The organism is Bradyrhizobium monzae (assembly GCF_021458635.1).
GTDB lineage: Bacteria > Pseudomonadota > Alphaproteobacteria > Rhizobiales > Xanthobacteraceae > Bradyrhizobium.
On record NZ_JAIRDQ010000011.1, the window covers coordinates 218,473 to 244,107 of the forward strand.

28 protein-coding genes are annotated in these 25,635 nt (G+C 64.3%); 17 read left to right on the forward strand and 11 right to left on the reverse strand.

The window, feature by feature from the left end; genetic code table 11:
- Nucleotides 1-9: 9 nt before the first annotated feature.
- The 4 genes from K3F49_RS31830 to K3F49_RS31845 form a co-directional block, all read right to left on the reverse strand.
- Nucleotides 10-1,308, reverse strand: coding sequence for a hemolysin family protein (locus K3F49_RS31830; RefSeq protein ID WP_234684846.1), 1,299 nt, complete (start codon nucleotides 1,306-1,308; stop codon nucleotides 10-12).
- Nucleotides 1,309-1,432: 124 nt separating this feature from the next.
- Nucleotides 1,433-3,484, reverse strand: a complete 2,052-nt coding sequence (locus K3F49_RS31835) for a carbohydrate porin (protein WP_234684847.1) — start codon at nucleotides 3,482-3,484, stop codon at nucleotides 1,433-1,435.
- Nucleotides 3,485-3,820: 336 nt separating this feature from the next.
- Entirely contained in the window at nucleotides 3,821-4,081 is a 261-nt protein-coding gene (locus tag K3F49_RS31840) for a hypothetical protein (protein ID WP_234684848.1), read from the reverse strand.
- A gap of 139 nt (nucleotides 4,082-4,220) precedes the next feature.
- Nucleotides 4,221-5,027, reverse strand: a complete 807-nt coding sequence (locus K3F49_RS31845; RefSeq protein WP_234684849.1) for a creatininase family protein — start codon at nucleotides 5,025-5,027, stop codon at nucleotides 4,221-4,223.
- Between the two features lie 140 nt (nucleotides 5,028-5,167).
- Between K3F49_RS31845 and K3F49_RS31850 the strand changes: the two genes are divergently transcribed.
- The 7 genes from K3F49_RS31850 to K3F49_RS31880 all read left to right on the forward strand — a co-directional run bounded on the left by K3F49_RS31850 (nucleotide 5,168) and on the right by K3F49_RS31880 (nucleotide 11,387).
- Entirely contained in the window at nucleotides 5,168-6,190 is a 1,023-nt protein-coding gene (locus tag K3F49_RS31850) for an ABC transporter substrate-binding protein (protein WP_234684850.1), read from the forward strand.
- Nucleotides 6,191-6,201: 11 nt separating this feature from the next.
- Nucleotides 6,202-7,017 carry an ABC transporter ATP-binding protein gene (locus tag K3F49_RS31855; RefSeq protein ID WP_234684851.1) on the forward strand — a complete coding sequence of 272 codons (816 nt, stop codon included), beginning with the start codon at nucleotides 6,202-6,204 and terminating at the stop codon, nucleotides 7,015-7,017.
- The gene (locus K3F49_RS31860) at nucleotides 7,014-7,832 is read left to right on the forward strand and encodes an ABC transporter permease (protein WP_234684852.1); all 819 of its coding nucleotides are present in this window, start codon (nucleotides 7,014-7,016) and stop codon (nucleotides 7,830-7,832) included. Before K3F49_RS31855 ends, K3F49_RS31860 begins: the two co-directional genes overlap by 4 nt.
- Nucleotides 7,832-8,821, forward strand: coding sequence for a 2-hydroxyacid dehydrogenase (locus tag K3F49_RS31865; protein ID WP_234684853.1), 990 nt, complete (start codon nucleotides 7,832-7,834; stop codon nucleotides 8,819-8,821). The genes K3F49_RS31860 and K3F49_RS31865 overlap by 1 nt, the downstream gene beginning before the upstream one ends.
- On the forward strand, nucleotides 8,821-9,513 hold the full coding sequence (locus K3F49_RS31870) for a protease inhibitor Inh/omp19 family protein (RefSeq protein ID WP_234684854.1): 693 nt from the start codon (nucleotides 8,821-8,823) through the stop codon (nucleotides 9,511-9,513). The genes K3F49_RS31865 and K3F49_RS31870 overlap by 1 nt, the downstream gene beginning before the upstream one ends.
- Nucleotides 9,514-9,676: 163 nt before the next feature.
- Nucleotides 9,677-10,075: a YciI family protein gene (locus K3F49_RS31875; protein WP_234684855.1), complete on the forward strand. Its 399-nt coding sequence runs from the start codon at nucleotides 9,677-9,679 to the stop codon at nucleotides 10,073-10,075.
- Between the two features lie 31 nt (nucleotides 10,076-10,106).
- The gene (locus K3F49_RS31880; RefSeq protein ID WP_234684856.1) at nucleotides 10,107-11,387 is read left to right on the forward strand and encodes an RNA polymerase sigma factor; all 1,281 of its coding nucleotides are present in this window, start codon (nucleotides 10,107-10,109) and stop codon (nucleotides 11,385-11,387) included.
- On the opposite strand, the gene K3F49_RS31885 is transcribed toward K3F49_RS31880, so the two are convergent.
- Nucleotides 11,384-12,865 carry a peptidoglycan-binding protein gene (locus tag K3F49_RS31885; protein WP_234684857.1) on the reverse strand — a complete coding sequence of 494 codons (1,482 nt, stop codon included), beginning with the start codon at nucleotides 12,863-12,865 and terminating at the stop codon, nucleotides 11,384-11,386. The genes K3F49_RS31880 and K3F49_RS31885 overlap by 4 nt on opposite strands.
- Before the next feature lie 278 nt (nucleotides 12,866-13,143).
- Between K3F49_RS31885 and K3F49_RS31890 the strand changes: the two genes are divergently transcribed.
- Nucleotides 13,144-13,518 carry a hypothetical protein gene (locus K3F49_RS31890; RefSeq protein WP_234684858.1) on the forward strand — a complete coding sequence of 125 codons (375 nt, stop codon included), beginning with the start codon at nucleotides 13,144-13,146 and terminating at the stop codon, nucleotides 13,516-13,518.
- Between the two features lie 160 nt (nucleotides 13,519-13,678).
- Nucleotides 13,679-13,984 (forward strand): glycine zipper domain-containing protein, encoded by a 306-nt coding sequence (locus tag K3F49_RS31895; protein ID WP_234684859.1) that lies wholly within the window; start codon nucleotides 13,679-13,681, stop codon nucleotides 13,982-13,984.
- A 50-nt stretch (nucleotides 13,985-14,034) separates the two neighbouring features.
- On the opposite strand, the gene K3F49_RS31900 is transcribed toward K3F49_RS31895, so the two are convergent.
- Nucleotides 14,035-14,460: a tautomerase family protein gene (locus tag K3F49_RS31900; protein WP_234684860.1), complete on the reverse strand. Its 426-nt coding sequence runs from the start codon at nucleotides 14,458-14,460 to the stop codon at nucleotides 14,035-14,037.
- Between the two features lie 161 nt (nucleotides 14,461-14,621).
- Between K3F49_RS31900 and K3F49_RS31905 the strand changes: the two genes are divergently transcribed.
- The 5 genes from K3F49_RS31905 (at nucleotide 14,622) to K3F49_RS31925 (ending at nucleotide 17,259) form a co-directional block, all read left to right on the forward strand.
- A complete protein-coding gene (locus K3F49_RS31905; RefSeq protein ID WP_234684861.1) occupies nucleotides 14,622-15,203 on the forward strand; it encodes a TetR/AcrR family transcriptional regulator in 582 nt (193 codons plus the stop codon).
- 23 nt (nucleotides 15,204-15,226) lie between these two features.
- A complete protein-coding gene (locus K3F49_RS31910; RefSeq protein WP_234684862.1) occupies nucleotides 15,227-15,613 on the forward strand; it encodes a VOC family protein in 387 nt (128 codons plus the stop codon).
- Nucleotides 15,614-15,694: 81 nt separating this feature from the next.
- Nucleotides 15,695-16,162, forward strand: coding sequence for an SRPBCC family protein (locus K3F49_RS31915; RefSeq protein WP_234684863.1), 468 nt, complete (start codon nucleotides 15,695-15,697; stop codon nucleotides 16,160-16,162).
- Between the two features lie 30 nt (nucleotides 16,163-16,192).
- Nucleotides 16,193-16,528, forward strand: coding sequence for an ArsR/SmtB family transcription factor (locus tag K3F49_RS31920; RefSeq protein WP_234684864.1), 336 nt, complete (start codon nucleotides 16,193-16,195; stop codon nucleotides 16,526-16,528).
- Between the two features lie 2 nt (nucleotides 16,529-16,530).
- On the forward strand, nucleotides 16,531-17,259 hold the full coding sequence (locus K3F49_RS31925; RefSeq protein ID WP_234684865.1) for an alpha/beta fold hydrolase: 729 nt from the start codon (nucleotides 16,531-16,533) through the stop codon (nucleotides 17,257-17,259).
- A 27-nt stretch (nucleotides 17,260-17,286) separates the two neighbouring features.
- Here the strand turns inward: K3F49_RS31925 and radC are convergent, their stop codons facing one another.
- A complete protein-coding gene (radC, locus tag K3F49_RS31930) occupies nucleotides 17,287-18,000 on the reverse strand; it encodes a RadC family protein (RefSeq protein WP_234684866.1) in 714 nt (237 codons plus the stop codon).
- Between the two features lie 507 nt (nucleotides 18,001-18,507).
- Between radC and K3F49_RS31935 the strand changes: the two genes are divergently transcribed.
- Complete coding sequence (locus tag K3F49_RS31935; protein WP_234684867.1) at nucleotides 18,508-18,831, forward strand: antibiotic biosynthesis monooxygenase family protein; 324 nt, start codon at nucleotides 18,508-18,510, stop codon at nucleotides 18,829-18,831.
- Nucleotides 18,832-18,898: 67 nt separating this feature from the next.
- A complete protein-coding gene (locus K3F49_RS31940; protein WP_452101133.1) occupies nucleotides 18,899-19,813 on the forward strand; it encodes a sigma-70 family RNA polymerase sigma factor in 915 nt (304 codons plus the stop codon).
- A gap of 20 nt (nucleotides 19,814-19,833) precedes the next feature.
- On the opposite strand, the gene map is transcribed toward K3F49_RS31940, so the two are convergent.
- Both map and K3F49_RS31950 read right to left on the reverse strand, forming a co-directional pair.
- Nucleotides 19,834-20,652, reverse strand: coding sequence for a type I methionyl aminopeptidase (map, locus tag K3F49_RS31945; protein WP_234684868.1), 819 nt, complete (start codon nucleotides 20,650-20,652; stop codon nucleotides 19,834-19,836).
- A 173-nt stretch (nucleotides 20,653-20,825) separates the two neighbouring features.
- Entirely contained in the window at nucleotides 20,826-22,136 is a 1,311-nt protein-coding gene (locus K3F49_RS31950) for a mechanosensitive ion channel family protein (RefSeq protein ID WP_234684869.1), read from the reverse strand.
- A 238-nt stretch (nucleotides 22,137-22,374) separates the two neighbouring features.
- Between K3F49_RS31950 and K3F49_RS31955 the strand changes: the two genes are divergently transcribed.
- Nucleotides 22,375-24,168, forward strand: coding sequence for a potassium/proton antiporter (locus tag K3F49_RS31955; RefSeq protein WP_234684870.1), 1,794 nt, complete (start codon nucleotides 22,375-22,377; stop codon nucleotides 24,166-24,168).
- Between the two features lie 106 nt (nucleotides 24,169-24,274).
- On the opposite strand, the gene modC is transcribed toward K3F49_RS31955, so the two are convergent.
- Nucleotides 24,275-24,937 carry a molybdenum ABC transporter ATP-binding protein gene (gene modC, locus K3F49_RS31960; protein ID WP_234684871.1) on the reverse strand — a complete coding sequence of 221 codons (663 nt, stop codon included), beginning with the start codon at nucleotides 24,935-24,937 and terminating at the stop codon, nucleotides 24,275-24,277.
- Between the two features lie 2 nt (nucleotides 24,938-24,939).
- Nucleotides 24,940-25,635, reverse strand: a complete 696-nt coding sequence (gene modB / locus K3F49_RS31965; RefSeq protein ID WP_234684872.1) for a molybdate ABC transporter permease subunit — start codon at nucleotides 25,633-25,635, stop codon at nucleotides 24,940-24,942.

A 25,635-nucleotide genomic window follows, 5' to 3' on the forward strand; every position in this document is an offset into this window, starting at 1 on the left:
GCGCGAGGCTCACCCCGTCTCGACTTCACCGAGCCTGCTCGCCAGAATCTTGTCGATCCTCCTGCCGTCAAGATCGACCACCTCGATATGCCAGCCGCTAAGGTCAAACGCGTCGCCGACATTGGGCAGCACGTTGAATTGCTGCAGGACGAGGCCGGCCACCGTGTTGTAGCGATGATGCGGCGGCAGCTCGATGCCGAGGAGTTCGCCGAACTCGTCGACCGGCATCCAGCCTGAGACGAGCAGCGACGAGTCCGCGCGCCTGACGTAAGCCGGCTCCGGCGGTCCTTCCTCGGAATGGAAGGCGCCGACGATCGATTCCAGGATATCGGCGGCCGTGACCACGCCTTCGAAGGCGCCGTATTCGTCGTAGACGAAACCGACATGAACCGGCGCAGCCCTCAGAATTGCCAGCACATCGCGGGCATCGGCCGACGCGGGAATGCTTGGCGCTTCCCGGACGAGCGTCCGCAGATTCGGCGTGCGTTCGTTCATGTACGCGACCAGCAGGTCCTTCGCCTGAAGCACGCCGATGGGCGCGTCGCGATCACCGTCAGAAACGGGAAAGCGCGAATGCGGGCTCTTTGCGATGATCGCCTGAATTGCTTCCGGAGCATCATTCAGGTCGATCTCGTCGACCTCCGTGCGCGGCGTCATGACCGCGCCGACCGGGCGGTCGCCGAGCCGCATCACGCCGGCGATCATCTCCTTCTCGCCGGGCTCGAGCACGCCCGCGTTCTCGGCCTCGTTGACGAGGTGGTGGATCTCGTCCTCCGACACCTTCTCCTCGGCCTTGCCGCCGCGGCCGAGCAGCGTGAGGATCAGCTTGCCGGAGAGGTCGAGCAGAAACACGAGCGGCAGCGAGACGCGTGCCAGCACATGCATCGCGGGTGCGACCTTCACCGCGATGCTTTCGGGGTCGCGCAGCGCCACCTGCTTCGGCACGAGCTCGCCGACGATCAGGGTCGCATAGGTGATGATGGTGACGACGATGCCGACGCCGAGGATGTCGGCAATGCCGGCCGATACGCCAAGCTCGACCAGCCATTGCGTCAGCCGCTGCCCGAGCGTCGCGCCGGAGAATGCGCCCGAGAGCACGCCGACCAGCGTGATGCCGATCTGCACCGTCGAGAGAAACTTTCCGGGATCGGCGGCAAGCCGCAGCGCGCGCTCGGCGCCGCGCACGCCCTTGGCGGCCAGCAGCGACAGCCGCGCCGGGCGCGATGAGACCACGGCGAGCTCCGACATGGACAGCAGGCCGTTGATGACGATCAGGACGACGACGATGATGAGTTCGACAGACAACATTGTGCGCAAGGGGAAGGAAAATCAGCCCGGCGGACGCCGGACCAAGCCCCTTATATATGAAGGCGCTGCGCGGTTTGCCCGGTTCCGACCAAATTGTCGCACCGGGCTGAATGGGTCTGCGGGCTCAGAACTCGGCGTGCAGGCGGCCCGAGAAGATCGAGACCGGGCCGCGGTCTGCGTTGTAGGCGGGATTGACGACGAGCTGATAGTCCGCCGTCATCGTTACGCCCTTGATCACCGAATAGGCGTAGTAGGCTTCGAGAATACGTTCGGTGCGATAGTTGAGCTGGCCGTCGCCGATCAGCAGGCCGATGCCGCCCGCGGCAAGGAAAGCGCGATGCGCATCCGACAGGCCGTTGATGGCGCCGCCGATGCCGATTGTATCGTCCGGACGTCCCCAGCAGCTGCCCTTGATCGACAGGCCGCCTGAGATGCTGCGGTCGATATCGGTGAAGGAGAGAATCTGGTTCTGGCCGTCGTTCCAGCTCGCGCGCGCGAACAGGCCGACGTCCTTGACGATCTGCTGCTCGAGATTGACGTAGAAGCCGTATTTGGAGCGCGTGCGCTGGTTCGCGGTCGCGATGTCGTTGATGTCGAGTGCGGGGTTGGCGGCCGCCTGCGCAACGACGTCATTGTAGTTCGCGGTGTTGCCGCTGTTGGCGAAGACGCCGACGCGCAACTTGCCGGGCTGCTCGAAGATCGAATGACGCTCCTCGAACTCGACGACGGTGCCGCCGGTCTTGAAGGTCAGCACGTCGCTGTTTGGCGCGGCCGGCACCTGGAACAGGCCGGCGCGGATTGCCCAGTCCTTGCGGTTGAGCTCGACCACGGCGCCGCGAGTATAGCCGGGCAGGTCGGCCGGGAAGTCGTAGGCGGCCGACGACCACATCGCCCAATTCATGAAATCGGCGCGCGGGTCTTTTGCATAGGAGTTGCCGTCGAAGAAATCGCCGACGGCGAAGCGGCCGACGATCAGCGTGACGCGGTCGACATCGCGCTTGCCCACGAGCTGGTTCGGCGCGTCATCGACCGCTTCCTGCTCGCCGCCGAGCCCGAACGTCTGCTTGAAGTAATAGCGCTGCGCGCGGATTTTTGGGAATGGCGCGCCGGCCTTCTGCGCTTCGCCGTTGGAGAAGCCGGCAAGTCCGAGCGTGCCGTTGAGGCCAAAACCCTGCGCGAGCTCGGGATTGAAATAGAATTCGCCGCCGTCCCAAAGTCGCGCGCCCATAAACGCCGTCGTCGTCCACGTCGCCTGGAACTGGCCGCCACCGGGAAGACTCTGCGGGCTCGCATAGGGCGAATGGATCGGCCCATAGCCTTGCGGCAGCACGGTGGTCTGGACGTGGACGTTCCAGTCGTTGGATTCAGGCAGCTTGGTCTTGCCGTCGACCGCCGGCATCCACGGCGTGTCGCCGAACTGGTAGTTCAGGCCGAGCTTGAACAGATGAATGCGTGGATCGACGTTGACGCTGCCGGGTCCAAAGCCGCCGAGATCGTAAGTCTTGCGGGAGAGGTCGACATATTCGTATTCGGCCTTCGCGGTCCAATTGCCGCTGACGGCGTATTCGAGACCGAGGCCCGCAGTCCATCCGGCCTGGTAGTGGCCAACCGGGAAGAGCGGTGTGACACCGTCGGCATCATTGACGTTGATATGCGTGTGTCCCCAGGCGAAGCCGCCGGTGACGTAAGGCATGAACCGGTCGAAGGCATAACCGACGCGGCCGCGCACCGTGCCGATGTAATCGATCGTGGTGTTGAAGGGCACCGGCGAACGCCCGAGTGCCGGACCGTCAGTCGGACTCGTGAACGTCGAATCCGCCTCGATGCCGAGCACGACGCGGTTGGCGAGCTGGCGGTTGTAGCCGAGCTGATAGCCGCCGCTGAGCCCGGTTGCGCTGTGGGGCAGCACGACGCCTTGCTCGGGCAACGGATTGGTGCCGGGTCCGAAGCTCGCGTCGCCGTAGCCGAAGTGACCGCCGACATAGAAGCCGGTCCACTCGTAGACGGTCTTCGCAGCACGCGCCTTCAGCGGCAGGTCGGCGGCGACGCCGGCCGCCGGCAGCACGAGCAGGCCCGAGGCAAGCGCCGCGGCTGACCGAAGATAGCGATGTCGGTGACCTCTCAACGTCAAAACTACGCCCCCAAGACGCGACCGTGCCCCAACCGCGCCCGACATCCCTGCCGATTCGCGGTGCTCCTGTCATCAGGGTCTTGGCTGTTCACGCGACCGGACGAGACGGGCTCGTTGCGATGCGTTTCACCCCAAGGTCTTGCCAAGTCCCTGCGCTTGTTGCGAACCTTATTGCTAATAATTCGCAATAGCAACTAGTGCAGAATGTCGCAGGCGATGGTTCGCACCGTTATGTGACGGGACTGCAACAATTTCCGGTCTCCAAAAACGGATGACCCCGCCCGGGGGGACAGCCGGGCGGGGTCGGGGGCACGACACGGGGTGGATGAGGCGCCCGTGTCGGACGCAGGATCCACGTAAGATCGGCCTCAGGACCTCAAATCAGTAGCAAGTGCGAACGCTGCCGACGTACTGGCCGAAGGCGTTGTAGCGGGGGGACCAGCCGCAGCGGTGATAGCCGTAATAGGGGTCATTGCTGGCGGCGATCGCGGTGCCGACGACGGCGGCGGTCGCGATGCCCAGGCCGACACCGACGCCCCAGCCGAGCGGCTTGGCCTGGGCCGTCGACGTGGTAGATGCGACGCCTGCGGTGACGGTGAGGGCAGCGAGAGCGAGTGCGGCAATCCTGGTCTTGATCGACATGTGAAACTCCATCCGGGTTGAGACGGTCCGTTGTGGTCCGCGTGCCCAATTGGACGGAGGCTTGCCGAAACCGGTTCGAAAGCGCCTCGGGAGGCCTGAGAACCCGGCTCTTTCCCGAATAATTTCAAATGGCTACGTGCTAGCCGAGAGGGCCCTTGGCGAGCCTGTTCACGTCGAAGTTATCGACCTCGGTCAGCAGCTCGCAGAAGGCCCGCGCGCCCTGGTCGAGGAGCTGCTCGCCCTTCCCGATCTCGGCCAGTGTCGCGTTGCCGACGGCTCCGCTGGCGTTGAGATCCTGCGCCTGCCAGGCAAAGGGCGCGGGCCGCTGCGTCGAGAGCCAGCGATATTGTTTCTCCATCGCGATGCTGCTCGCGGGAAAATCCGCAATCGCATTGGCGCGCACCTGATCGGGATAGCGCGCCAGCATGATCGAGGTCTCGACCGCGCCGCCATGGATGCCGTGACGCACTTCATCGGCGGGGAACAGTTTTTCAGCGCCCGACAGGCGCGACCACGATGTCGTCACCGCGAACAGTTTTTGATATGCGCGAAGATCCTGCGCCACCAGCATCATCGCCGCGCTGTTGCCGCCATGGCTAGTGATGATGACGAGCTTTTTCATGCCGCGTCGCGCGATGTCCTCGCCGATTGCGGTCCAGCGCTTCAGCGCCGCCTCGGTCGGCAGCGTCTGCGTGCCCGGATAATCGATATGCTCGGTGGAAATGCCGATGGGCTCAACGGGCAGGAACGTCGCCGGCATGGTCGCGGGCAAAAGCTCGCGCACGCGCGCGAGATAGGCGTCTGCGATCAGCACGTCGGTCTCGAGCGGCAGATGCGGGCCGTGCTGCTCGGTCGCCGCCAGCGGCAGCACCGCGATCCAGCGCGATACGTCCGCAGCGTTCGCATCGGCCCAGCGGATCTTGGTCCAGTCGCGCGGAGGCGTCATCAAGGTTTCTTTGCCCGAATTTGTCACGTAGTTTGGTGTTATGGAGGGGACGCGGGCCTGGCCGGTTCGCGTCCCCGATTGTCTTGCGGTTTTATCGCGTTGTCTTCACATCGGCCAGACTTGATCGACGGAGCGCATTCATGAGCCCTTCCCATCTGCGGCGAGCGTTAACGGCGGGCTTGCTGGCCACTCTCGTGTCGATGCTGCCGGCGCGTTCGGAAACCCTGGACAAGGTCGCCTTCGGCACCAATTGGGTCGCCGAGGCCGAGCATGGCGGCTTCTTCCAGGCGGTCGCCGACGGCACCTACAAGAAATATGGGCTCGACGTCAGCATCGTTCCGGGCGGGCCCAACGAGAACAACCGGATGTTGCTGATCGCCGGCAAGATCGATTTCTTCATGGCCGCGAACACGCTGATGTCGTTCGACGCGGTCGCCAACAACGTCCCCGTGGTGACGATTGCCGCGGTCTTCCAGAAAGATCCGCAGGTGATGCTGACGCAGCCGGATGCGAAGGTCACCAAGATCGAGGACCTCAAGCCGCTGACGCTGTTCGTCTCCAAGGAAGGCATGGGCAGCTACTTCCAGTGGCTGAAATCCGAATACGGCTTCAGCGAGAAGAACGTCCGGCCCTATAATTTCAATCCGCAGCCCTTCATAGCCAACCCCAAGAGCGCGATGCAGGGCTACGTCACCTCCGAGCCGTTCGCAGTCGAGAAAGCCGCCGGCTTCAGGCCCAACGTCATTCTGCTCGCCGATGCCGGCTTCAACACCTATTCGACCCTGATCGAGACCCGTCGCGACCTGGTCGAGAAGAAGGCGGACCTGGTGCAGCGCTTCGTCGATGCCTCCATGATCGGCTGGTACAATTACATCTACGGCGACAATTCCGCCGGCAATGCGATGATCAAGAAGCTCAATCCGGAGATGACCGACGATCTGCTCGCCTATTCCGTCGCCAAGATGAAAGAATACGGCATCGTCGATTCCGGCGACTCCTTGAAGAACGGCATCGGCGCGATGAGTGACGATCGCTACACCTCCTTCTTCAACAAGATGGTGAAGGCCGGCGTCGTGAAGGGTGATCTCGATTTCCGCAAGTCCTACACGCTGCGCTTCGTCAACAAGGGCGTCGGTGTCGAGCTGCGCCCCGCCAAGCCGTAACGTCAGCGTTGATGTCAGACGTCAAACCTTTGTCAGGGGTCGAAGCCAGCCTGACGGCGCTTGCCGTCAGCCTGCGCGGCGTGACGAAGGTCTATGACAACGGCGTCATGGCGCTCGGTCCCTTCGATCTCGTGGTGCGCAAGGGCGAGTTCATCTCGCTGCTCGGTCCGTCCGGCTGCGGCAAGTCGACGGCGCTGAGACTGATTGCGGGGCTCAGCGCCGCGTCATCAGGCACGGTGCGGATGTCACGTCACGAAGGCCCGGCGCAGATCGGCCATGGTGTCGGCTTCGTGTTCCAGGAACCGACCCTGATGCCCTGGGCCAGTGTGCGCGAAAACGTGCGGCTGCCGTTGAAGCTTGGCGGCGTCCCCAAGGCCGAAGGGCGGGCGCGAGCCGATGCAGCGTTGGCCAGCGTCGGTCTCGCCGATTTCGCCGACGCCTTTCCGCGCGAATTGTCCGGCGGCATGAAAATGCGGGTGTCGCTGGCGCGCGCGCTCGTCACCGATCCTGACATCCTCCTGATGGATGAACCGTTCGCAGCGCTCGACGAGATCACGCGCTTCCGCCTCAACAACGACCTGCTCGCGCTGTGGCGCAGCCTTGGCAAGACCGTCATCTTCGTCACCCATTCGGTGTTCGAATCCGTCTATCTGTCGCAGCGCGTCGTGGTCATGACGGCGCGGCCCGGCCGCATCCAGGCCGACATCCGCATCGAGACCGTCGAGCCGCGCGGCGAAGAGTTTTGCACCTCGGCCGCCTATTCCGATTACTGCCGGAAAGTATCGGCCGCGCTGGCGCCGTCCTATTCGGGACAGTCGATGCTATGAACGCGCAAGCCGTCGTCACCGCAAAGCCGTCCGGCACACGACGCGTGTTGCGTTTCGTGTTGCCCGTCATCGTATTCGCGGCTGGCCTCGCCGCCTGGGAACTGGTGGTCCGCATCAAGGCTATCCCGCCTTACGTGCTGCCGACCCCCTCCGTCATCTTCCTGACGCTGATCAAGGACTGGGCGGTGCTGTCACAATCGCTCGGGACCACGCTCCTGACGACGCTGGAAGGTTTTATCGCCGCGAGCATCGGCGGCATCGCGCTGGCGCTGCTGTTCAACCAGTCGAAATGGGTCGAATACTCGCTATTCCCCTATGCCGTCGTCCTCCAGGTGACGCCGGTGATCGCGATCGCGCCGCTGCTCCTGATCTATCTGGAACAGCAGACCGCGGTCGTTGTCTGCGCCTTTATCGTCGCCTTTTTCCCGGTGCTGTCGAACACCACGCTCGGGCTGAATTCGGTTGACCGCAACCTCGCCGGCCTGTTCCAGCTCTATGGCGCCTCGCCGCCGCAAACCTTGCGCTTCCTGAAGCTGCCGGCGGCGCTGCCCTATATTTTGGGCGGCTTGCGCATTGCCGGCGGCCTGTCGCTGATCGGTGCGGTCGTGGCCGAGATCGCGGCGGGAACGGCCGGCGCCGGCTCGGGTCTCGCCTACAGAATCGCCGAATCCGGCTATCGATTGAACATACCCCGCATGTTCGCAGCGCTGCTTTTGTTGTCGCTGGCCGGGATTGTCATCTATGGGGTGCTGGCGCTAGTTTCCCACCTCGTTTTACGGCGCTGGCATGAGAGCGCGCTTGGAAAGGAAAACTGATGTCTACCGGTTCGATTTCGTCCGACAAGATCGACCTTCTGATCTATGGGCCGGTGCGGCCGATCCTCGAGAACGGGTTTTCCGATCATTTCGTCGTGCACAAGGCCGAGACGCGGGGTGACCTCGAACGGTTGACGCCGGCGACCCGCGAAAAGATCCGCGGCGTGGCGGTGACCTATCACACGGTCCGCGCCGACAAGGATTCGCTGTCGCAATTGCCCAAGATCGAGATGGTGGCGAGCTTCGGCGTCGGCTACGACCACATCGACTCCAAATACGCCGCCGAGCACAACATCATCGTCACCAACACGCCCGACGTGCTGACCGAGGAGGTCGCCGACGTCGCGATGGGCCTGCTGATTTCGACCGTGCGTGAGTTCATCAAGGCCGATCGCTACGTCCGCTCCGGCCTCTGGCAGACCCAGAACTATCCGCTCAGCGTCGGCTCGCTGCGCGATCGCAAGGTCGGCATCGTCGGCATGGGCCGGATCGGCCAGGCGATCGCGCGCCGGCTCGATGCCTCGCTGGTGCCGGTCGTCTATCACTCGCGCAATCCGTCCAAGGACGTTTCCTACAAGCACTATCCCGATCTGATCGAGATGGCGAAGGCGGTCGACACGCTGATGGTGATCGTGCCGGGCGGCGCCTCGACCAACAAGATGATCAATGCCGAGGTGTTCAAGGCGCTGGGCCCGCGCGGCGTGCTGGTCAACGTCGCGCGCGGCTCCGTGGTCGACGAGCAGGCTTTGGTCCAGGCATTGAAGTCCGGCACCATCCTCGCCGCGGGCCTCGACGTGTTTGCGGCCGAGCCCACCGTGCCGGATGAGCTCAAGACCATGCAGAACGTCGTGCTGCTGCCGCATATCGGCTCGGCCTCGGTGGTGACGCGCAATGCCATGGACCAGCTCGTGGTCGACAACCTCAAGTCCTGGTTCGCCGGCAAGGCGCCGCTGACGCCGGTTGCTGAAACGCCGTTCAAGGGGCACTGATGAGAGTTCTTCGGGTCGTTGCATTGCTGATCGCGGCCTGTGTCGCCGCGATCGGTCCTGCGCGTGCGCAGGACGCGACGACCCTGAAGAAAGAGATGGTCGGGCAGTGGGAGCTCTCGACCACCGAACGCAGCAAGACCTGCGTCGTCACGATCAAGGGCGACCCGGTGGCGCAAGGTTTCAAGCTCGAGCTCGAGCCGGCCTGCAAGACCGCGCTGCCTTTCACCAAGGACATCGTCGCCTGGAGCGTCAAGGGGCTCGACATCGTCCGCTTGCAGGATGCGACCGGCGAATCCGTGATCGACTTCACCGAGGTCGAGGCCGGCATCTTCGAAGGCCTGCGCCAGGGCGAGGGCGTCTACATCCTGCAGGACCTCGCCGCCGCCCGCTCGATGGCCAAGTCGATGGACCAGATGATCGGCGACTGGGCCATGGTGCGCGGCAACGGCCAGCCGGTTTGCGGGCTGACGCTGACGAACACGGAAGCCGATCAGGACAATTTCCAGGTCTTCCTCAAGCCGAAATGCGATGCGGCGATCACCCAGTTCAACCCGACGCAATGGCGGCTCGAGCGAGGCCAGATCATCCTGATGTCGAAATCGGGCGACGTCTGGCAGTTCGAGGCCGACGATAACGCGCAATGGCGGCGGGTTCCCGATACGGCCGATCCCCTGATCATGCTGCGCCAATAGGCGCCGTTTCGGGGCCGCAATTTTCTGTCGGCAATTTTTCCTGTGCCCGTTTTTTTATCGTGGCGTTGTCGATCCGGCTCCGGCTGGATCGTCATCTGGGTAGCGAGCTGATCGCGGCCGAACCGGCCGCGTCTCGCCTCAACAGGAGTTTTGCATGCGTTTCATGTACATCGTCACCTCAAGCCAGCCGATGACCGGCCCGAGTCCGGCGCTGATGGAGGCCATGCAGAAGATTTCCGAGCGGGAAATCAAGGCCGGCCGGATGATCGACAATGGCGGTCTGATGCCGCTTGCGACCGGCGCACGGGTGCGGATCGTCGATGGCGAGCTCAGTGTCATCGATGGCCCCTTCATCGAAGCCAAGGAAGTGGTCGGCGGCTACGCCATTTTCGAGCTGCGCGACAAGGTCGAAGCCCTGGCCATGGCCAAGGAATTCATGCAGCTGCACCTCGATCACATGCCGGGCTGGGACGGCACCTGCGAGTTGCGGGCCTTCGCCACGCCGGGCGTTGACGGTGTCTGCGAGGTCGATTCGCGGTCGGCGGTAGCCGCCCACGCCTGATGCACAGACCAGTGTGTCACGGTCGGCGGCGATGACGGCCGCCGACATCGATCAAGCCATCCGTGCCACGATTCACGCAACTTGGCGCGTCGTGCAGCCGCGGCTGATCGCGACCTTGTCGCGGATGCTGCGCGACGTGCCGCTTGCGGAGGAGCTGACCCAGGACGCGCTGGTTGCCGCGCTTGAAGCCTGGCCGGGCATCGGCGTGCCCGACAATCCCGGCGCCTGGCTGATGACGACCGCCAGGCGCCGCGCGCTCGATGTCCTGCGCCGCGGCAAGATGCTCAGCGACAAGCACGACATGCTGGCGCGGGACATGTTGCAGGAGCAGGAGACCGTGCCGGATTTCGATGCCGCGCTCGACGACGACATCGGTGACGAATTGTTGCGGCTGGTCTTCACCGCCTGTCATCCGATCCTGTCGCGCGAGGCACGCGCGGCGCTGGCGCTGCGCATGATCTGCGGCTTGACCACGTCCGAGATCGCGCGTGCCTATCTCGTACCGGAAGCAACCATTTCCCAGCGCATCGTCCGCGCCAAGCGAACACTGTCCGGATCCGGCCTTGCCTATGAGACCCCGAGTGGGGAGGCGTTGTCGGAGCGCCTCGCCTCGGTGCTGGAGGTCGTCTACCTCATCTTCAACGAGGGCTACCTCGCGGCGCGCGGCGACGAATGGCTGCGGCCGCAGCTCTGCGACGAGGCGTTGCGCATGGGGCGCGTGCTCGCCGGCCTCGCTCCTGATGAGCCCGAGGTTCACGGCCTGGTTGCATTGATGGATCTGAATGCCGCGCGGGCTCGCGCGCGTACCGACGCAAGCGGTGATCCCATTCTGTTGATGGACCAGGATCGCGGGCTCTGGGATCGCTCGCAGATCCGTCGCGGCCTGCGCGCGCTCGAACGTGCCCGCGAGCTCGGCGGTGGGGAGCGGTTTTACGCGCTTCAGGCCGCGATTGCGGCGTGTCACGCCACGGCAGAGACGGCCGCGGCTACCGACTGGCGGCGCATCGCGCAGCTTTACGATGAGCTGACGCTTCTGGTGCGCTCGCCGATCATCGAGCTCAATCGCGCGGTCGCAGTCGGCATGGCCGAGGGATCGCAAGCCGGGCTCGACGTGCTGGATAAGATCACCAGCGCACCGGCGCTTGCGGCCTATCATCATCTGCCGGCAGTTCGTGGTGATTTCCTGCAGAAGCTCGGACGGCTCGCAGAAGCGCGGCAGGCCTTCGAGGCCGCCGCGCGTCTTGCGACCAACGCACGCGAACGCACGCTGATGGAGCGCCGTGCCGCGGCGCTCAGCAGTCAATCTCTCTAGGTCGTCGGCTTCGGCGGCGGCGCGGTGCCCTGCGCCCATTTCTCCATTTTCCCGAGCACGCCCCAGGCTGTGAGCGCGAGCGATATCGGGAGAGCGAATTGGCTAAGCCCCGGCACCGCGGTCGCGATCGTCCCGAGCAGTCCGGCAAGACCACCGGCACTCGGGCTCGCGGTCACGGCAGAGAGCAGCGCGGTGATGAGTGAGCCGCCGATGCCGAGCGCCGTCTTCTTGCCGTCCAGCATTTTGCCGATGGTTTCGCCGAGCGCGCCATTGACCTGGCCGAGCACGGGCTTGTTGCCGAGCATGGCGCTGAGCAGGTCGACCATCTGTTTGAGCTGATCGGCCGGAGCAGGATTTGTTGTCGCCGGTGTGCCGGGAGCGATCTTGGTGATGAGAGAGAGAAGCTGTCCAACCACGCTGACCGTCGGGTTGGCCGCTGTAATTGGGCCCACCGGGGCCGTTGCTCCCGGTTGCAAGACCTGCGTGAGGCTCTGCAGCTGGTCGAGGATCTGGGATAGCTGGTTGGACTGCCCTGCAGGCATTGTCCCTATCGGCGGGGTCGCTATCGGCGTTGCACCTGTTGGGATCGCTCCCGGCTGCAGACGCTGTGCGAGGTTTTCCAACCGACCCAGGATATGGGACAGATCCACATTTTGCGTCCGGACCGGCTGCACGCCCGCGCGCGTGATGGCGGCGATCGTGGTCCCGTCGAGCAGGCCGGTATCCTCGAGGGCGTGCTGTTGCTGAAATTGCGAGACCGCCGCCCTGGTCTTCGGTCCGCTGATGCCGTCTTCGTCGAGCGGCGGATTGGCGCCGAGCTTGTTGAGCGTCTGCTGCATCAGCAGCACCGACGACGCCACGTCCTCGTCCGGCTCGGAACGGGAGGCAATGGACGGGCTGTCGTCGATGGTGATCGAAGAATCCTGCGACATCATCGCATGCAGGATCACCGCGGTGCCGAGCTGGGAATCGACATGGCTCGGGTCGAACACGTGGTCCGCGACGAACTTGCCGCCCCTCGCCTCGGTCGGTCCGTAGAGCGTCGAGCCGCCGTAGAGATAGGGCGAGTTGACGCCCTTGGCGTGATATCCGAGGCCGTTGAAGCATTCGAGCCGGTGCAGCGTGCGCGCGATGCACCAGTCCTGCGTGCCGACGAAGTGCTGGATCCTCAGCGCGTCCACGGCGCCGTCGACGAACGAGGCGAACGGGCCGCGCCCCTTCGGGACGAGGCAAGTCACGCGCTTCAGCGTTTCGCCGTTGCCGAGATAGGTGTCGAAATCGAAATTGGACTCGCGATAATGGCAGAGCGCGACGAAGTACCAGGGCACGCCGGTCAGCCGTTCGACCTGCTGATAGGTCGCCTTGCCGTTGATGGCCTTGCGTGCCGTCGCGTTGGCTTCGCCAAGGCGTGCGGGCCGGATCTGGAGATTGGCCCAGTTGCTCTCATACCCGCTCTTCAGACTCTCGTATGACACCATCTGCCGCTCCCGCGAATTGTTAAAATTATCGGTTGGTTGTGCAAATCAGGCGTGAGCTGCGTGCCGCCGTCGGCGGACGCGGGCTCTGGGCGTGGTCCGGCAAATGTGGCAGGTCAACGCTGGAGTGCATGTGAAATGGCTTACAGGTGCAGCGCGAAAGGTTGCGGTCAAAGGACGCAACGTCAGCGACGTGTGCGCGCGGTCGCCACGCGCAGTTCGGGAACCTGTCGGGTGACCGTCCGTTAGCAACGGAAACGGTCTGGCTCAGGAATTCTGCAATGGCCAAGCGCGTCCTCGCGATCGGCATCGAACCCGGCAATGTGGACTACAGCGCGTTTCCGCAGCTCACGCCGGCGCTCGTCCGCAATTACATCGAAGCGCAGCTGCTGCGCCTGCGCGGTCTCGGCTACGAGGTCACGAGTTGCCTGATCGATCTCGACGAGGCGGCGGAAGCGACCGTAACGGCGGCGCTACGCGACGAGCGCTTCGATTGCATCGTCATCGGTGCTGGCCTGCGCGAGCCAAAGGAACGGCTGCTGCTGTTCGAGAAGGTGCTCAACCTCGTCCACTGCCTGGCGCCGCAAGCCGCGATCTGCTTCAACACGACGCCTGCCGACACAGCGGAAGCCGTGCAGCGCTGGGTCGCGCCGTAGTCGCGGCAACCGCACTCTCGGTCTGAGGCATCGACCGGCCGTCGCGACAGGCGGGCCTTGTGACGCAAAAGGGCCGGAAGCGAGTCGGATTCACCCGATTATTCTGGCCCGGGATCGTCGCAAACGCTATGACTGGCCGCATCAGATGGGAGGATTCGGGATGCTTCGACGTCTTGGAATTGCAGCGTGTTTCGCCGTCGCGATGGCCGTACCGGTCCATGACGCGGTAGCGCAGGACGCTATCGGCGGCGCCATCCTCGGCGGCGTGGGTGGAGCGATCGTGGGCGGAGCGCTTGGCGGCGGCCGTGGGGCTGCCATCGGTGCGGTCGTCGGCGCCGGCACGGGGGCTGCGATCGCCTCCGAAGGCGAGCGTCGCCGATCCGGCTATTACGCGTATCAGCGCGGCTGCTACATGCAGCGCCCGGACGGCCGCTACGTCCCGGTCGATCCGCGATACTGCTACTGAACAGAATAGCGCCGGCGCCGTCTCGCGCGCGCCGGCGCTGATCGCTGTCCCTAGGCAGCGCTGGCCCGGCCGGCGGCGTCGCCGAGTTCGGCATTGGTGTACGCCTTGCCCCCGATGCCCCACAGGCCGTCCACCGCATAGACCATGTTGACGAAAATCCGCTCGCGCGGATGGCGGCCTTCCGCCGCCTTGAAGACGATGTCGGTGGCTTCCTGGATGAAGCCCGCCTTTTGCTCCGGGCTCCCCAGCGCGAAGGACGGCACTTTCAATTCGACCACGACGATGTCGTTCGACGTCCCGCCGGCGAAGGACCGGCCCTTCGGGATAGTACTGATCTCGCCGATCACGTTCGGCGTGAGGAACGCATTGCCCGCGAGATCGTGATGCCTGAGAAACGCGGCAGTCAGCTCGGCGAACATGGTTTTCTCGGCGGCTGCACTGAAGATGCCATCCGTGGCGACGACGGTGATCGGCATGACCAAAACTCCCTTCGTGATGTGAGCGCCGCGAACGCCGGCTGCGATCGCGGCTTGCGATAATATTGCGATCGTTATATAACGATCGTGATTGCATTCGCACAAAGGGTGCGGCGTCGTCAATGTTAAAATAACGATCGTGATATAAAAAGGGTCCCGTGGTGCGATACAAGTCCGGACACAAGGAAGAGGCCCGCGCGCGCATGGTGGCGGCCGCCGGCCGTGGCTTTCGCCGCCAGGGCTTTGGCGGCATCGGTGTCGACGGCCTTGCCAAGGAGGCCGAGGTCACCTCCGGCGCGTTCTACGGGCACTTCTCGTCCAAGGGCGAAGCTTTCGAGGCTGCGCTGGTGGCGGGTCTGGAAGAGCTGCGCCAGGGTGTCGAGGGCCTGCGGGCCGAGCACGGCGCCAGATGGGTCGCGGCGTTCATCGATTTCTATCTCGGACAAAAGCGGGTCTGTGAGCTCGGTTCGAGCTGCGCCTTGCAGAGCCTGACCTCGGAGGTGCAGCGGGCAGACGTCGGGATCAAGACCGTGTTCGAGGCCGAGATCGAGGGCGTCGTGAACGCGGTTGCGGACGGCTTGCCCGGCCGCATTGCCAAGGACAGACGCGCGCGCGCGTGGGCGCTGCTCTCGATCCTGTCCGGCGGTGTCACGATGGCGCGGGCCGTCGCCGACAAGGATGTCAGCGCGGCCATCGCGTCCGCATGTCGCGCGGCTGCACTCAAGGCCTGTGCTGAGACCTGATCAGCCGAAGGGGAGAACTACAGATGCAAATGTCGAATTATCTTTTCTTCACGACCCGTTGCGAGGCGGCGCTGGCCTTCTACAGCGCCTGCGGCCTCGGCAAGGTGACCGAGATCATGCGCCATGGCGAAACCGGACCGATGCGAGGCAAGATCATGCATGCGAAGTTCGAGGGACCGGGCATCCAATTCTACGCATCCGACAATGACGATGCCGAGCCGATGCGCGGCTCAGCGCATATCCTGATGATGGGCGACACGCAGGAAACGACGGCCCTGTTCGCGCGTCTCGCCGAAGGCGGCACGATCACCACGCCGCTCGGGATCCAGCCCTGGGGCGACTATTACGGCAAGCTCACCGATCGCTTCGGTGTGCAATGGATGCTGAACTGCACGCGGGGGCGGGCTTAGCGCGGATACTGAAGTCACGACTTGACTATCTGGCTGCTCGCTTATAGTGAAGTTCATACTTCACTAATGAGCAGGGCAGCAATGACCGATCAATCCGTCATCGACAACACGTTTGTCATCGAGCGCACCTATCTCAAGTCGCCGCCCCTGGTATTTGCGGCTTTTTCCGACCCATCCAAGAAGCGGCGCTGGTTCGCCGACGGCCCCGACCATGACGTCGAGCACTTCAGCATGGATTTCGTGGTTGGGGGGCAAGAGCGCGCCCAATACCGCTTCAGGAAAGGCACGCCCTTTGCGTCGGTTGCGCTGAGCTACGAAGGGCGGTTTCTGGATGTTGTCGCGGACCGCCGCGTCGTTACGGCTTCAACGATGACGCTGGGAGACAGGCGGATCTCGGCATCCCTCGTGACCGCGGAATTCCGCCCAAATAATTCGGGTACGTTGTTGGTCCTGACGCATCAGGCCGTCTTCTTTGAGGGCGCGGATGGCCCCAAAATCCGCGAAGCTGGATGGCGCGCGCTCCTCGATCGACTTGAGCCGATGGTTTAGGCACCAGCGCCAAACGGGAGGAGTGTGTCGATGGCCACGTCCATGGCCTTGCGCATCGGCAAGGTCGATCGAATCCTGGATGCGCTTGGTGATTCCACGCGCCGTCGGATCATTCGTCTCTTAAGTGCCGGTCCAATGTCCGTGTCGGACCTCTCCAGGCCGCTCGGTATCACAGTGACCGCCGTGACCCAGCATCTACGCATTCTTCAGTCCTGTGCCTTGCTCAAATCCGACAAGAAGGGGCGTGTGCGGACGTGCAGCCTGGATACGACGGGGTTTGAAACCCTAGAGCACTGGGTCAGGGAACACCGGGCTTCGTGGGAGCGTCGTCTCGATCGACTCGGCAGCATCCTGGAGGAGGATTAAGCGTGAAGAAGCTGCTGATTGTGATCGGTGCGGGCGTGGGACTTGCCGCACTGCTGGGAGGTGGTTTCATTGCATGGGCGCTCGATGCCTACGGAGCTGATCCCCTCGCGCAGGCCCGCGCACTGCACGATCCTCGCGTTGTGATCAGGGAGCTCGGTGGTTTCCTCGTTATTCGTCCGGCCGCTGCCCCTTCAGCGATTGGACTTCTGTTTTATCCGGGCCTCCGGATTGAGCCGAAAGCGTACCTCTCCAAGCTCGTCGAGCTATCCACCAGGGCCCGGGTGAACATCGTCATCGGACGGCCGAGGCTCAACATCGCAGCCTTTTCGCTCGATCAAGCCGACGAAATGCGCAGGCAGCTGACCGGGATCGAGCGGTGGTACGTGGGCGGGCATTCACTGGGAGGCGCGGCAGCCTGTTACTACGCGAGCAAACACCGCGACGGCCTTGAGGGGATTGTCTTGTTGGGAACCTATTGTGGCTCCGATATTTCGAAATCCCGGCTCCGAGTCCTTACCATCGCGGCGGATCGCGATGGCATCATGCCACCCGAGACGATCGGGCAGCACGCGTCGGAGCTGCCGGCTGAAGCGCAAATCGTTCGTATCGCAGGCATGGTCCATAGCCAGTTCGGAAACTATGGACCTCAGTCTGGCGATGGCCAGCCTTCGATCGAAGATGGTCAGGCGAGCGAAGCCATTTCGGAAGCTGCCAAGGCTTTCCTCCAGTGATCGGCTGCCACGTCGTTTCGCGACCAGCTAGATCAGCCGCATCCCGCGCAGGCTGGCGTGCCCGTTCTTGCCGACGATGATGTGATCATGCACGGCAATCCCGAGCGGCTTGGCGATGTCGATGATCGCCTTGGTCATCTGGATGTCGGCCTGTGAAGGGGAGGGATCGCCGCTCGGATGATTGTGCACAAGGATGATGGCGGTCGCCGACAGCTCGAGCGCGCGCTTGATCACCTCGCGCGGATAGACCGGGGTGTGGTCGACGGTGCCGGTCTGCTGCACCTCGTCGGCGATCAGCTGGTTGCGCTTGTCGAGGAAGAGCAGGCGAAACTGTTCCTTGTCGGCGAAGGCCATGCTGGTGCGGCAATAGGCGATCACCTCGTTCCAGGACGACAGCGCGTTGCGGCTGTTGACCTCGCCCTTGGCGACGCGGTGCGCGGCCGCCGCGATCAGCTTGAGCTGGTGGATGGCGGCTTCGCCGACGCCGTCGATCTCACGCAACCGCGCCACCGGCGCGTGGACGACTTCGGCGAACGAGCCGAAGATCTTGATCAGCGTCTTTGCCAGCGGCTTGGTGTCGCGCCGCGGCAGCGCCGGAAACAGCGCCATTTCCAGCAGTTCGTAGTCGCTGAGCGCGTCCGCGCCGGCGCTGTAGAAGCGTTCGCGCAGCCGCTCACGGTGGCCGAGATAATGCGGCGTGTCTGCAGGTGTGTTGTCGTCGGGGTTGGCTTTGGCGGGCATCGTCCGCCAGCATTGCTGCGGATCACCGCTTTTGCAACCGTCAATTGCGACGGCTCAACGGTCACGCTTCAACCCTGGCACCAGCGCAGCTAGCCGATCCTTGATCGGACGTCCGAACATCTGCCCGCCCGCCCATGCCTCCGGGAGGCGGACCCGGCGGCGGTCTACCGCCCATGCCGGGCGGCGGTGGGCCGGCGCGAGCCCCCGCGACATCGCGGCGACCCGGCGCGTGCAGGAGGCCAAGCGCCTGATCGACCAGACCAAGATGATCCTGGCGGAGATCGCCGCAAAAAAAATCTCACGCCGACCGTTTCCTTTTCACTTCCTCGTTCGTCTCTGCGCTGTGGGCCTCATCGAGCGGCCGGCAGAGTTTCCGCAAGGGAGAACATCAATGTCAGAGATCAAAGCCACGCCTTCGCGTCGCGCCGTCGTTGCCACCGGCTTTGCTGCGGCGTGCTGCTCGCCGCTCAAAGCGTCCCGTCCTATAGCCAGAACAGGAGTTCGAACATGGAAGCCACCATCCGTACCGGCAGCGATGTCACCACCCTGGTCAACGTCTTCACGGTCGAGCCGGACAACCAGCAAAAGCTGGTTCAGCTCCTGAAGGAGGGCACCGAATCCTTCTTCAGCAAGCAGCCCGGCTTCATCTCCTCCAGCGTCCATGCCGGCAAGGAGGGCGGGCGGGCGATCAACTACTCGCAATGGCGAAGCGCCCAGGATATCGAGAACTTCCGCAAGGATCCGAAATTCGCGCCGTACATCCAGCGGCTTGCCGCGATCGCGAAGGCCGAGACGATCCTGTGCGAGGTCGTCGAGGTCAATCATGCCTGAGCTTTTGGCGGGTGGTATCTCGATCCCGATTGACGTATCACGCCTGTCGGCGACGAGGAGCTCCTGCTTGACGGACGATGTGACGAGCAACGGCTCGGGGGCGGTCCGGGAGACCGCCCAGCAAGCCCTCGACCGCCTGGCGGTGGAAATGCGGCCGCAGCTGCATCGCTACTGCGCGCGCATGACAGGCTCGGTCATCGATGGCGAGGACGTGCTTCAGGAGGCCTTGCTCAAGGCCGTCGAGGCGGCGCCGCGGACCGAGCCGCTGGACAATCCGGAAGGCTGGCTGTTTCGCATCGCCCACAACGCCGCGCTGGATTTTCTGCGCCGGCGCGCGCGCTACAACGCTGCTCACTCCGATGAAGATCTGGACATGATCGCCGCCTCGACCAGCCCCGTGACCGACCGCCAGATCGTGGCCGCGAGCCTGCAGACCTTCATGCGCCTCCCGGTGGCGCAGCGAAGCGCGGTGATCCTGCGCGATGTGCTCGGCTATTCCGTCGACGAGGTCTGCACCATCATGGGCGGCATCCCGGCCACCAAGGGCGCCCTGCAACGCGGCCGGGTCCGTCTCCGCGAGCTCGCGGAGGAATCCGACGACGTCAGGCCTCCCGAACTGGAGACGGCCGAGCGTGCTCGCCTGACGCACTATGTCGAGCGTTTCAACGCGCGCGATTTCGAGTCCCTGCGCGACATGCTGGCGGACGACGTGCGGCTGGAGATGGTCAACCGGACGCGCCGGGCCGGCCGCCGCGACGTCAGCGAATATTTTGGTCGCTATGCGCAGACCAGCGCCTGGCATTGCGTTCCCGGCCTCGTCGACCGGCGCCCTGCGATCATCATGTTCGATCCGCAGGATCCCTCAGGCCCGCCGCGCTACTTCGTCCTCCTCGATTGGGAGAACGGCAGCATCGTCAACATCAGGGATTTTCTGTTCGCGCATTACGCGATCGAAGGCGCGGAACTGTTCACACTGGATTGAAGGGACGAGATGGCAGCAGATCAGCCGATCTGCTTCTCGCCATGCCGCTCCGACAGCGTAAAAATCTCGACGCCGGTGGCGGTGACGCCGACCGAGTGCTCGAACTGCGCCGAGAGCGAACGGTCGCGGGTGACCGCGGTCCAGCCGTCGGACAGGATCTTCACGTGCGGCTTGCCGAGATTGATCATCGGCTCGATCGTGAAGAACATGCCGGGCTTGAGCTGCACGCCTTCTCCGGGCCGACCGATATGGATGATGTTCGGCTCGTCGTGGAACATGCGCCCGAGGCCATGGCCGCAGAAATCGCGCACCACGCTCATGCCCTGCGGCTCGACGAAACTCTGGATGGCATGACCGATGTCGCCGGTGGTGGCGCCGGGCTTCACCGCGGCGATGCCGCGCATCATGGCTTCATAGGTCACTTCGATCAGCCGTTCGGCCTTGCGCGCGATCGGGCCGACCGCATACATCCGGCTGGAATCGCCGTACCAGCCGTCGACGATGAAGGTGACATCGATGTTGACGATATCGCCTTCCTTGAGCGGACGGTCGCCGGGCATGCCGTGGCAGACCACGTGGTTGAGCGAGGTGCAGGTCGAGTAGCGATAACCGCGATACATCAGCGTCGCCGGATAGGCGCCATGGCTGAAGGCGAACTCGCGGACGAATTCGTCGATCCGATCAGTCGGCACGCCGGGGCCGACGATGTCGGTGAGCTCGTCGAGGCACTTCGCCACCAGGGCACCGGCCTTGCGCATGCCGGCAAAGGCGGTCGGCCCATGCAGCTTGATCTGTCCGGTCTTGCGCAGGGAGGTATCGGTGGCTTCGACGTAGCTCATGCGGGCGCTATCTTCTGGAATACGGCGGAAGGGCTTGATTTGAGGCCCTAATTTAATGATTGCGGGCCTCCGCGCAAGCCAAGCCAGAGCGTTTTCGAGCGAAGTGGGTACCGGTTCGCGTGAAGAAAACGCGCCAAATCAAGAACCTACTCGAGATGCGCCCGAAAGGCGGCTCAATTCGGGACTTCCACGGTGGTTTCGACCGGCAGCGCCCCGCCGCGGACGCGGATTTCGCGGACCGGGTAGGGAACCCGAATGCCCTCGCGCTTGAAGGCGTCCCATAGCGACAGCATCACGTCGCTTTTGACGTTGTCCATGCCGTCGGGGTCCGCAAGCCAGAGGGTCAGCGAGAACTTCATGCCGGCCTCGGCGAACTCGGTCAGGATGCAGTTCGGCGGCTTGCCCTTCTGCGCGCGCGGGTGGGCGGCTGCGGTCTCGATGGCGAACTTGCAGACCAGCCTGGGATCGGCGTCGTAATTGGTGCCGAAAATGATCTTCACCAGCGTGTTCTTGTCGGTATAGGTCCAGTTGACGACCTTCTGCGTCACCAGATCCTCGTTCGGCACCAGGAATTCGCGGCCGTCGCCGGCGGCGACGGAAATATAGCGCGTCTTCATCGCGCTGATGCGCCCGGTGTTGTCGCCGATGGTGACGAGGTCGCCCGGCTTCACCGATTTGTCGGCGAGCAGGATGATGCCGGAGATGAAGTTGGCGACGATCTTCTGCAGGCCGATACCGATGCCGACGCCGACCGCGCCGGAGAACACCGCGAGCGCCGAGAGGTCGATGCCGACCGTGCCGAGCGCGAGCACGATGGCGATTGCAAGCAGTCCGATGCGGATGATCTTGACCAGCAGCACCTGGACCGACGGTGTCAGGTCCGTGGCCGAGTTGATCTTGCTCTCGGCGAAATTGCTGGCGATGTTGGTGAGCCAGAGCGCGAGGATCAACAGCGCGCCGGCCTTGAGTGCCAGCAGCGGCGTCAGCCGCAGCCCGCCGAGCACGATGGCGTAGGAGTCGAGCAGTTCGATCGTGGTGTCGAGCTGGCCGAGGATGGACAGCGCGGCGACAAACCACGCCGCAACCGACACCAGCTTGACGAAGAAGGCGTTGCGCAGCACCGAGGTCAGGAGCCGGATCGCGAGCCAGGCGAGCCCCAGCTTGGCGGCGACCATCAGCAGATAGCTGCGGCTCGGCCAGGTCGCGTGATACATCACGACGCGGGAGACGATCACGAGCAGGGTGAACACCGCGGTCGAGCCGCTGGAGACCATCACGCGGGCGAAGTGGCGGAGCGGCAGCGGCCAGCGCATCGCCAGCGAGGTCATGTCGACCCGGTTGCGGATGGCGGCTTCCGCAGCATAGGCGATCCCGGCCGCCATCAGAATGAGACCAAATTGCAGGTAGAACCAGGGCGAGGCGATTTCCGCCCCGACGCTGCGCGCGGTGGTCTGCACGAACTCCATGAAGTCTTTGAGGTCCATCGGGCAAATCTCGTAGGAAGGTCTCGCTGGAGAAGTCTCGCTGGGCGGCGAAAGGAATTGATTCGGAAGCGCCGCAGAATCCCACAAAGGAAGCGGCCGGGCCATCGATACACCGCGAAGTGAAGCGCGTTAAGGCCGCAAAATACGGGCAGATTGCCGCGAGTGGGAGAAAATGGGTTGGCGCGCCGGTGCGGCGACGATAAGGATGCAATTCCAGCGATTTGTACCCGGAAGGTGGATGGCCTCACTCGACTCTTTCAGCATCGCCATTCTGCTCGGCGCCGTCCTGGTGATGGCCGGTATCCTGTCGAGCCTGCTCGCGCTGCGCTTCGGTGCGCCGCTGCTGCTGGTCTTCCTCGCGATCGGCATGCTGGCGGGGGATTCAGGTCCCGGCCAGCTCCAGTTCAGCGACGTCGGCACGACCTATCTGGTCGGCTCGGTGGCGCTGGCCCTGATCCTGTTCGACGGCGGCCTGAAGACGCGCTTTGCCAGCATCCGCACCGTGCTCGCGCCTTCCGTGGTGCTCGCGACCGTCGGCGTCTTGCTGACCGCGCTGATCACGGCACCGTTCGCGAAATTTGCGCTGGATCTCAACTGGGCGGAGTCGCTCCTGGTCGGTGCGGTGGTGGCCTCGACCGATGCGGCCGCCGTATTCCTGCTGGTGCACACCCAGGGCCTGCGCCTACGCCCGCGCGTCGGTGCGACGCTGGAGGCGGAATCCGGCACCAACGATCCCTTCGCCATCTTCCTCACCCTGATGCTGGTCGAATACATCTCGCTGGGCTCGAGCTCGCCGGGCCATGTGGTGATGGAGTTTGTCCAGGAGGCGGTGCTCGGAGCCGTCGTGGGCTTCCTTGGTGGACGTCTCGTCGTCATCGGGCTCAACAAGGTCGCGTTGCCGCAAGGCCTGCACGCACCGTTCGTGACCACGGCCGCACTCGTGATCTTCGGCGGTTCGCAGATCATGCACGCCTCCGGATTCCTCGCCGTCTATCTCGCCGGTATCATCATCGGCAACCGGCCGACGCGTGCGCATAATTCGGTGGTGGCGTTTCTCGACGCCGCGACCTGGCTGGCGCAGATCGTGATGTTCGTGCTGCTCGGCCTCCTGGTGTCGCCGAGCCGGCTGGGCTCCAGCGTGTTGCCCGCGATCGGCGTCTCCTTTGTCCTGATGCTGGTGGCACGGCCGATCGCGGTGTTCGTGTGCCTGGCACCGTTCCGTTTCAACTGGCGCGAAAAGATTTTCATCGCCTGGACCGGCCTGCGCGGCGCGGTCGCGATCTTCCTGGCGTCGATCCCGATGCTGGTCGGCCTGTCAAAAGCCTATCTCTATTTCGACGTCGCCTTCGTCGTCGTGATCATTTCGCTGTTGCTGCAGGGTTGGACGCTGGCGCCCGCCGCGCGCAAGCTGCACGTGGCGCTGCCGCGTGCGGAACGCGGGCCCCGCCGTGTCGAGCTTGATCTGCCCGGTCAGCTCGAGCAGCAGCTGGTCGGTTATCCGGTGCGGCCCAAGAGCCTGTATTTCCGCCGCGGCCTGATCCCGTCGTGGTCCAAACCGACGCTGGTGATCCGCAAGGAGAGCATCCTGACGCCTGTGGAAGCCGAGCCGATTGCGCCCGGCGACTACATCTACCTGCTGGCGCCGCCGGAAAAGGCCGAAGCGCTCGACCGCTTCTTTGTCGACATGCAGCCGAGCTCGGAGCCCGACCCGCATCTGCTCGGCGACTTCATGGTCTCCGGCGAGCACACGCTCGCCGAGCTCGCGGAGATCTATGGCGTGAAGGCGAGTGACGACGATAGCAAGCTGACGCTGGCCGACTATTTCGACGTCCATCTCGATCGCGCGCCGAAGGAAGGTGCCGAGCTCGCGCTCGACACCATCGTGCTCGTCGCACGCAGCATTTCCGGCGGCCGCGTCAACGTCGTCGGCCTCCGCCTGCCGGAAGAGGACGAAACCCCGGCGCCGCTGACGCGCAGCCAGGCGCTGCGCAAGAAGCTCGCGGAGCTGTGGACGTCGGTCGCGGGGGTCTAGCCCCAGTCTCGTCATTGCGAGCGCAGCGAAGCAATCCGGAATCCCTCCGTGGAAAGACTCTGGATTGCTTCGCTACGCTCGCAATGACGGGGAGAGGCCACGGGCCTCACGTCAGCACCTTCACGCCACCGAACGACGTCACCCGACCCTGCCTCAGCATCACGATCTGCGTCGCGACCTGGCGCAGTTCGGCGACGTCGTGGCTGACATAGACCATGGGGACATTGGCCTCGTCGCGCAGCCGCACCAGATAAGGCAAAATCTCCAGCTTGCGGGCCTCGTCGAGCGCACCGAGCGGCTCGTCGAGCAGCAGCAGGCGCGGCTTTGACAACAGCGCGCGGCCGAGCGCGACGCGCTGCCGCTCGCCGCCGGAGAGCCTTCCGGGGCGGCGGTCGAGCAGAGCGCCGATGTCGAGCAGCTCGACGACGCGCGTGCGCTGCGCCGGATCCGCCGCGAGGCGGTTCATCCGCCGGCCATAGTCGAGATTTTGCGCGACGTTGAGATGCGGAAACAGCCGCGCATCCTGGAACACATAGCCGATGCGGCGGCGCCAGGTCGGCACGTGAATGCCGGCGGCGGTGTCGTCGACAACGTCGCCGTCGATGACGATGGTGCCGCGGTCGGGCCGCAGCAGGCCTGCGATCATGTTGATCAGCGAGCTCTTGCCGGCGCCGGATGCGCCGAACAGGCCGGTGACGCGGCCTTCGCTCTCGAAGGACGCGGAAAGCGAGAATTCGCCGAGCTGTTTTTCGATATCGACGCGCAGCATGGTCAATTTCCGTGCAGGCGCTGCGTGGCGCGGCGGGCGAACCATTCGGCGGCGATCAACGCGCCGAGCGCGAGCACAATCGAGACGATCACCAGCCGTCCCGCGGCGGCATCGCCGTCCGGCGTCTGGATCAGCGAATAGATCGCGGACGAGATCGTCTGGGTCTCGCCGGGAATGTTGGAGACGAAGGTGATGGTGGCGCCGAATTCGCCGATCGCCTTGGCAAAGCCAAGCACCATGCCGGCGAGCACGCCGGGCAGCGCCAAGGGCAACGTCACCGTGAAGAACACTTTGAACGGCGCGGCGCCGAGCGTCTCGGCTGCCTGCTCGAGCCGGCGGTCGATCGCCTCGATCGACAGCCGCATCGGGCGCACCAGCAGCGGAAACGACATCACGCCGCAGGCGAGCGCCGCACCGGTCCAGCGGAAGGCGAAGACGATGCCGAGATGATCGGCGAGGAAGGCGCCGACCAGGCCACGACGGCCGAAGGTGAGAAGCAGGAGATAGCCGGTCACGACCGGCGGCAGCACCAGCGGCAGATGCACGACGGCGTCGAGCACCGACTTGCCCCAAAAATCCTTGCGGGCGAGCAGCCACGCCAGCGCAATGCCGAACGGCGTTGCCACCAGCGTCGCTATGACGGCGACCCTGAGCGAGAGCAGGATCGCCGTCCATTCGGCGGGAGAGATGTCGAGCAT

Coding starts and splice junctions, on each gene's coding strand:
- K3F49_RS31830 (WP_234684846.1), bottom strand. CDS start 1,308: ATGTTGTCTGTCGAACTCATCATCGTCGTCGTCCTGATCGTCATCAAC.
- K3F49_RS31835 (WP_234684847.1), bottom strand. CDS start 3,484: ATGTCGGGCGCGGTTGGGGCACGGTCGCGTCTTGGGGGCGTAGTTTTG.
- K3F49_RS31840 (WP_234684848.1), bottom strand. CDS start 4,081: ATGTCGATCAAGACCAGGATTGCCGCACTCGCTCTCGCTGCCCTCACC.
- K3F49_RS31845 (WP_234684849.1), bottom strand. CDS start 5,027: ATGACGCCTCCGCGCGACTGGACCAAGATCCGCTGGGCCGATGCGAAC.
- K3F49_RS31850 (WP_234684850.1), top strand. CDS start 5,168: ATGAGCCCTTCCCATCTGCGGCGAGCGTTAACGGCGGGCTTGCTGGCC.
- K3F49_RS31855 (WP_234684851.1), top strand. CDS start 6,202: ATGTCAGACGTCAAACCTTTGTCAGGGGTCGAAGCCAGCCTGACGGCG.
- K3F49_RS31860 (WP_234684852.1), top strand. CDS start 7,014: ATGAACGCGCAAGCCGTCGTCACCGCAAAGCCGTCCGGCACACGACGC.
- K3F49_RS31865 (WP_234684853.1), top strand. CDS start 7,832: ATGTCTACCGGTTCGATTTCGTCCGACAAGATCGACCTTCTGATCTAT.
- K3F49_RS31870 (WP_234684854.1), top strand. CDS start 8,821: ATGAGAGTTCTTCGGGTCGTTGCATTGCTGATCGCGGCCTGTGTCGCC.
- K3F49_RS31875 (WP_234684855.1), top strand. CDS start 9,677: ATGTACATCGTCACCTCAAGCCAGCCGATGACCGGCCCGAGTCCGGCG.
- K3F49_RS31880 (WP_234684856.1), top strand. CDS start 10,107: ATGACGGCCGCCGACATCGATCAAGCCATCCGTGCCACGATTCACGCA.
- K3F49_RS31885 (WP_234684857.1), bottom strand. CDS start 12,865: ATGGTGTCATACGAGAGTCTGAAGAGCGGGTATGAGAGCAACTGGGCC.
- K3F49_RS31890 (WP_234684858.1), top strand. CDS start 13,144: ATGGCCAAGCGCGTCCTCGCGATCGGCATCGAACCCGGCAATGTGGAC.
- K3F49_RS31895 (WP_234684859.1), top strand. CDS start 13,679: ATGCTTCGACGTCTTGGAATTGCAGCGTGTTTCGCCGTCGCGATGGCC.
- K3F49_RS31900 (WP_234684860.1), bottom strand. CDS start 14,460: ATGCCGATCACCGTCGTCGCCACGGATGGCATCTTCAGTGCAGCCGCC.
- K3F49_RS31910 (WP_234684862.1), top strand. CDS start 15,227: ATGCAAATGTCGAATTATCTTTTCTTCACGACCCGTTGCGAGGCGGCG.
- K3F49_RS31915 (WP_234684863.1), top strand. CDS start 15,695: ATGACCGATCAATCCGTCATCGACAACACGTTTGTCATCGAGCGCACC.
- K3F49_RS31920 (WP_234684864.1), top strand. CDS start 16,193: ATGGCCACGTCCATGGCCTTGCGCATCGGCAAGGTCGATCGAATCCTG.
- radC (WP_234684866.1), bottom strand. CDS start 18,000: ATGCCCGCCAAAGCCAACCCCGACGACAACACACCTGCAGACACGCCG.
- K3F49_RS31935 (WP_234684867.1), top strand. CDS start 18,508: ATGGAAGCCACCATCCGTACCGGCAGCGATGTCACCACCCTGGTCAAC.
- map (WP_234684868.1), bottom strand. CDS start 20,652: ATGAGCTACGTCGAAGCCACCGATACCTCCCTGCGCAAGACCGGACAG.
- K3F49_RS31950 (WP_234684869.1), bottom strand. CDS start 22,136: ATGGACCTCAAAGACTTCATGGAGTTCGTGCAGACCACCGCGCGCAGC.
- K3F49_RS31955 (WP_234684870.1), top strand. CDS start 22,375: ATGGCCTCACTCGACTCTTTCAGCATCGCCATTCTGCTCGGCGCCGTC.
- modC (WP_234684871.1), bottom strand. CDS start 24,937: ATGCTGCGCGTCGATATCGAAAAACAGCTCGGCGAATTCTCGCTTTCC.
- modB (WP_234684872.1), bottom strand. CDS start 25,635: ATGCTCGACATCTCTCCCGCCGAATGGACGGCGATCCTGCTCTCGCTC.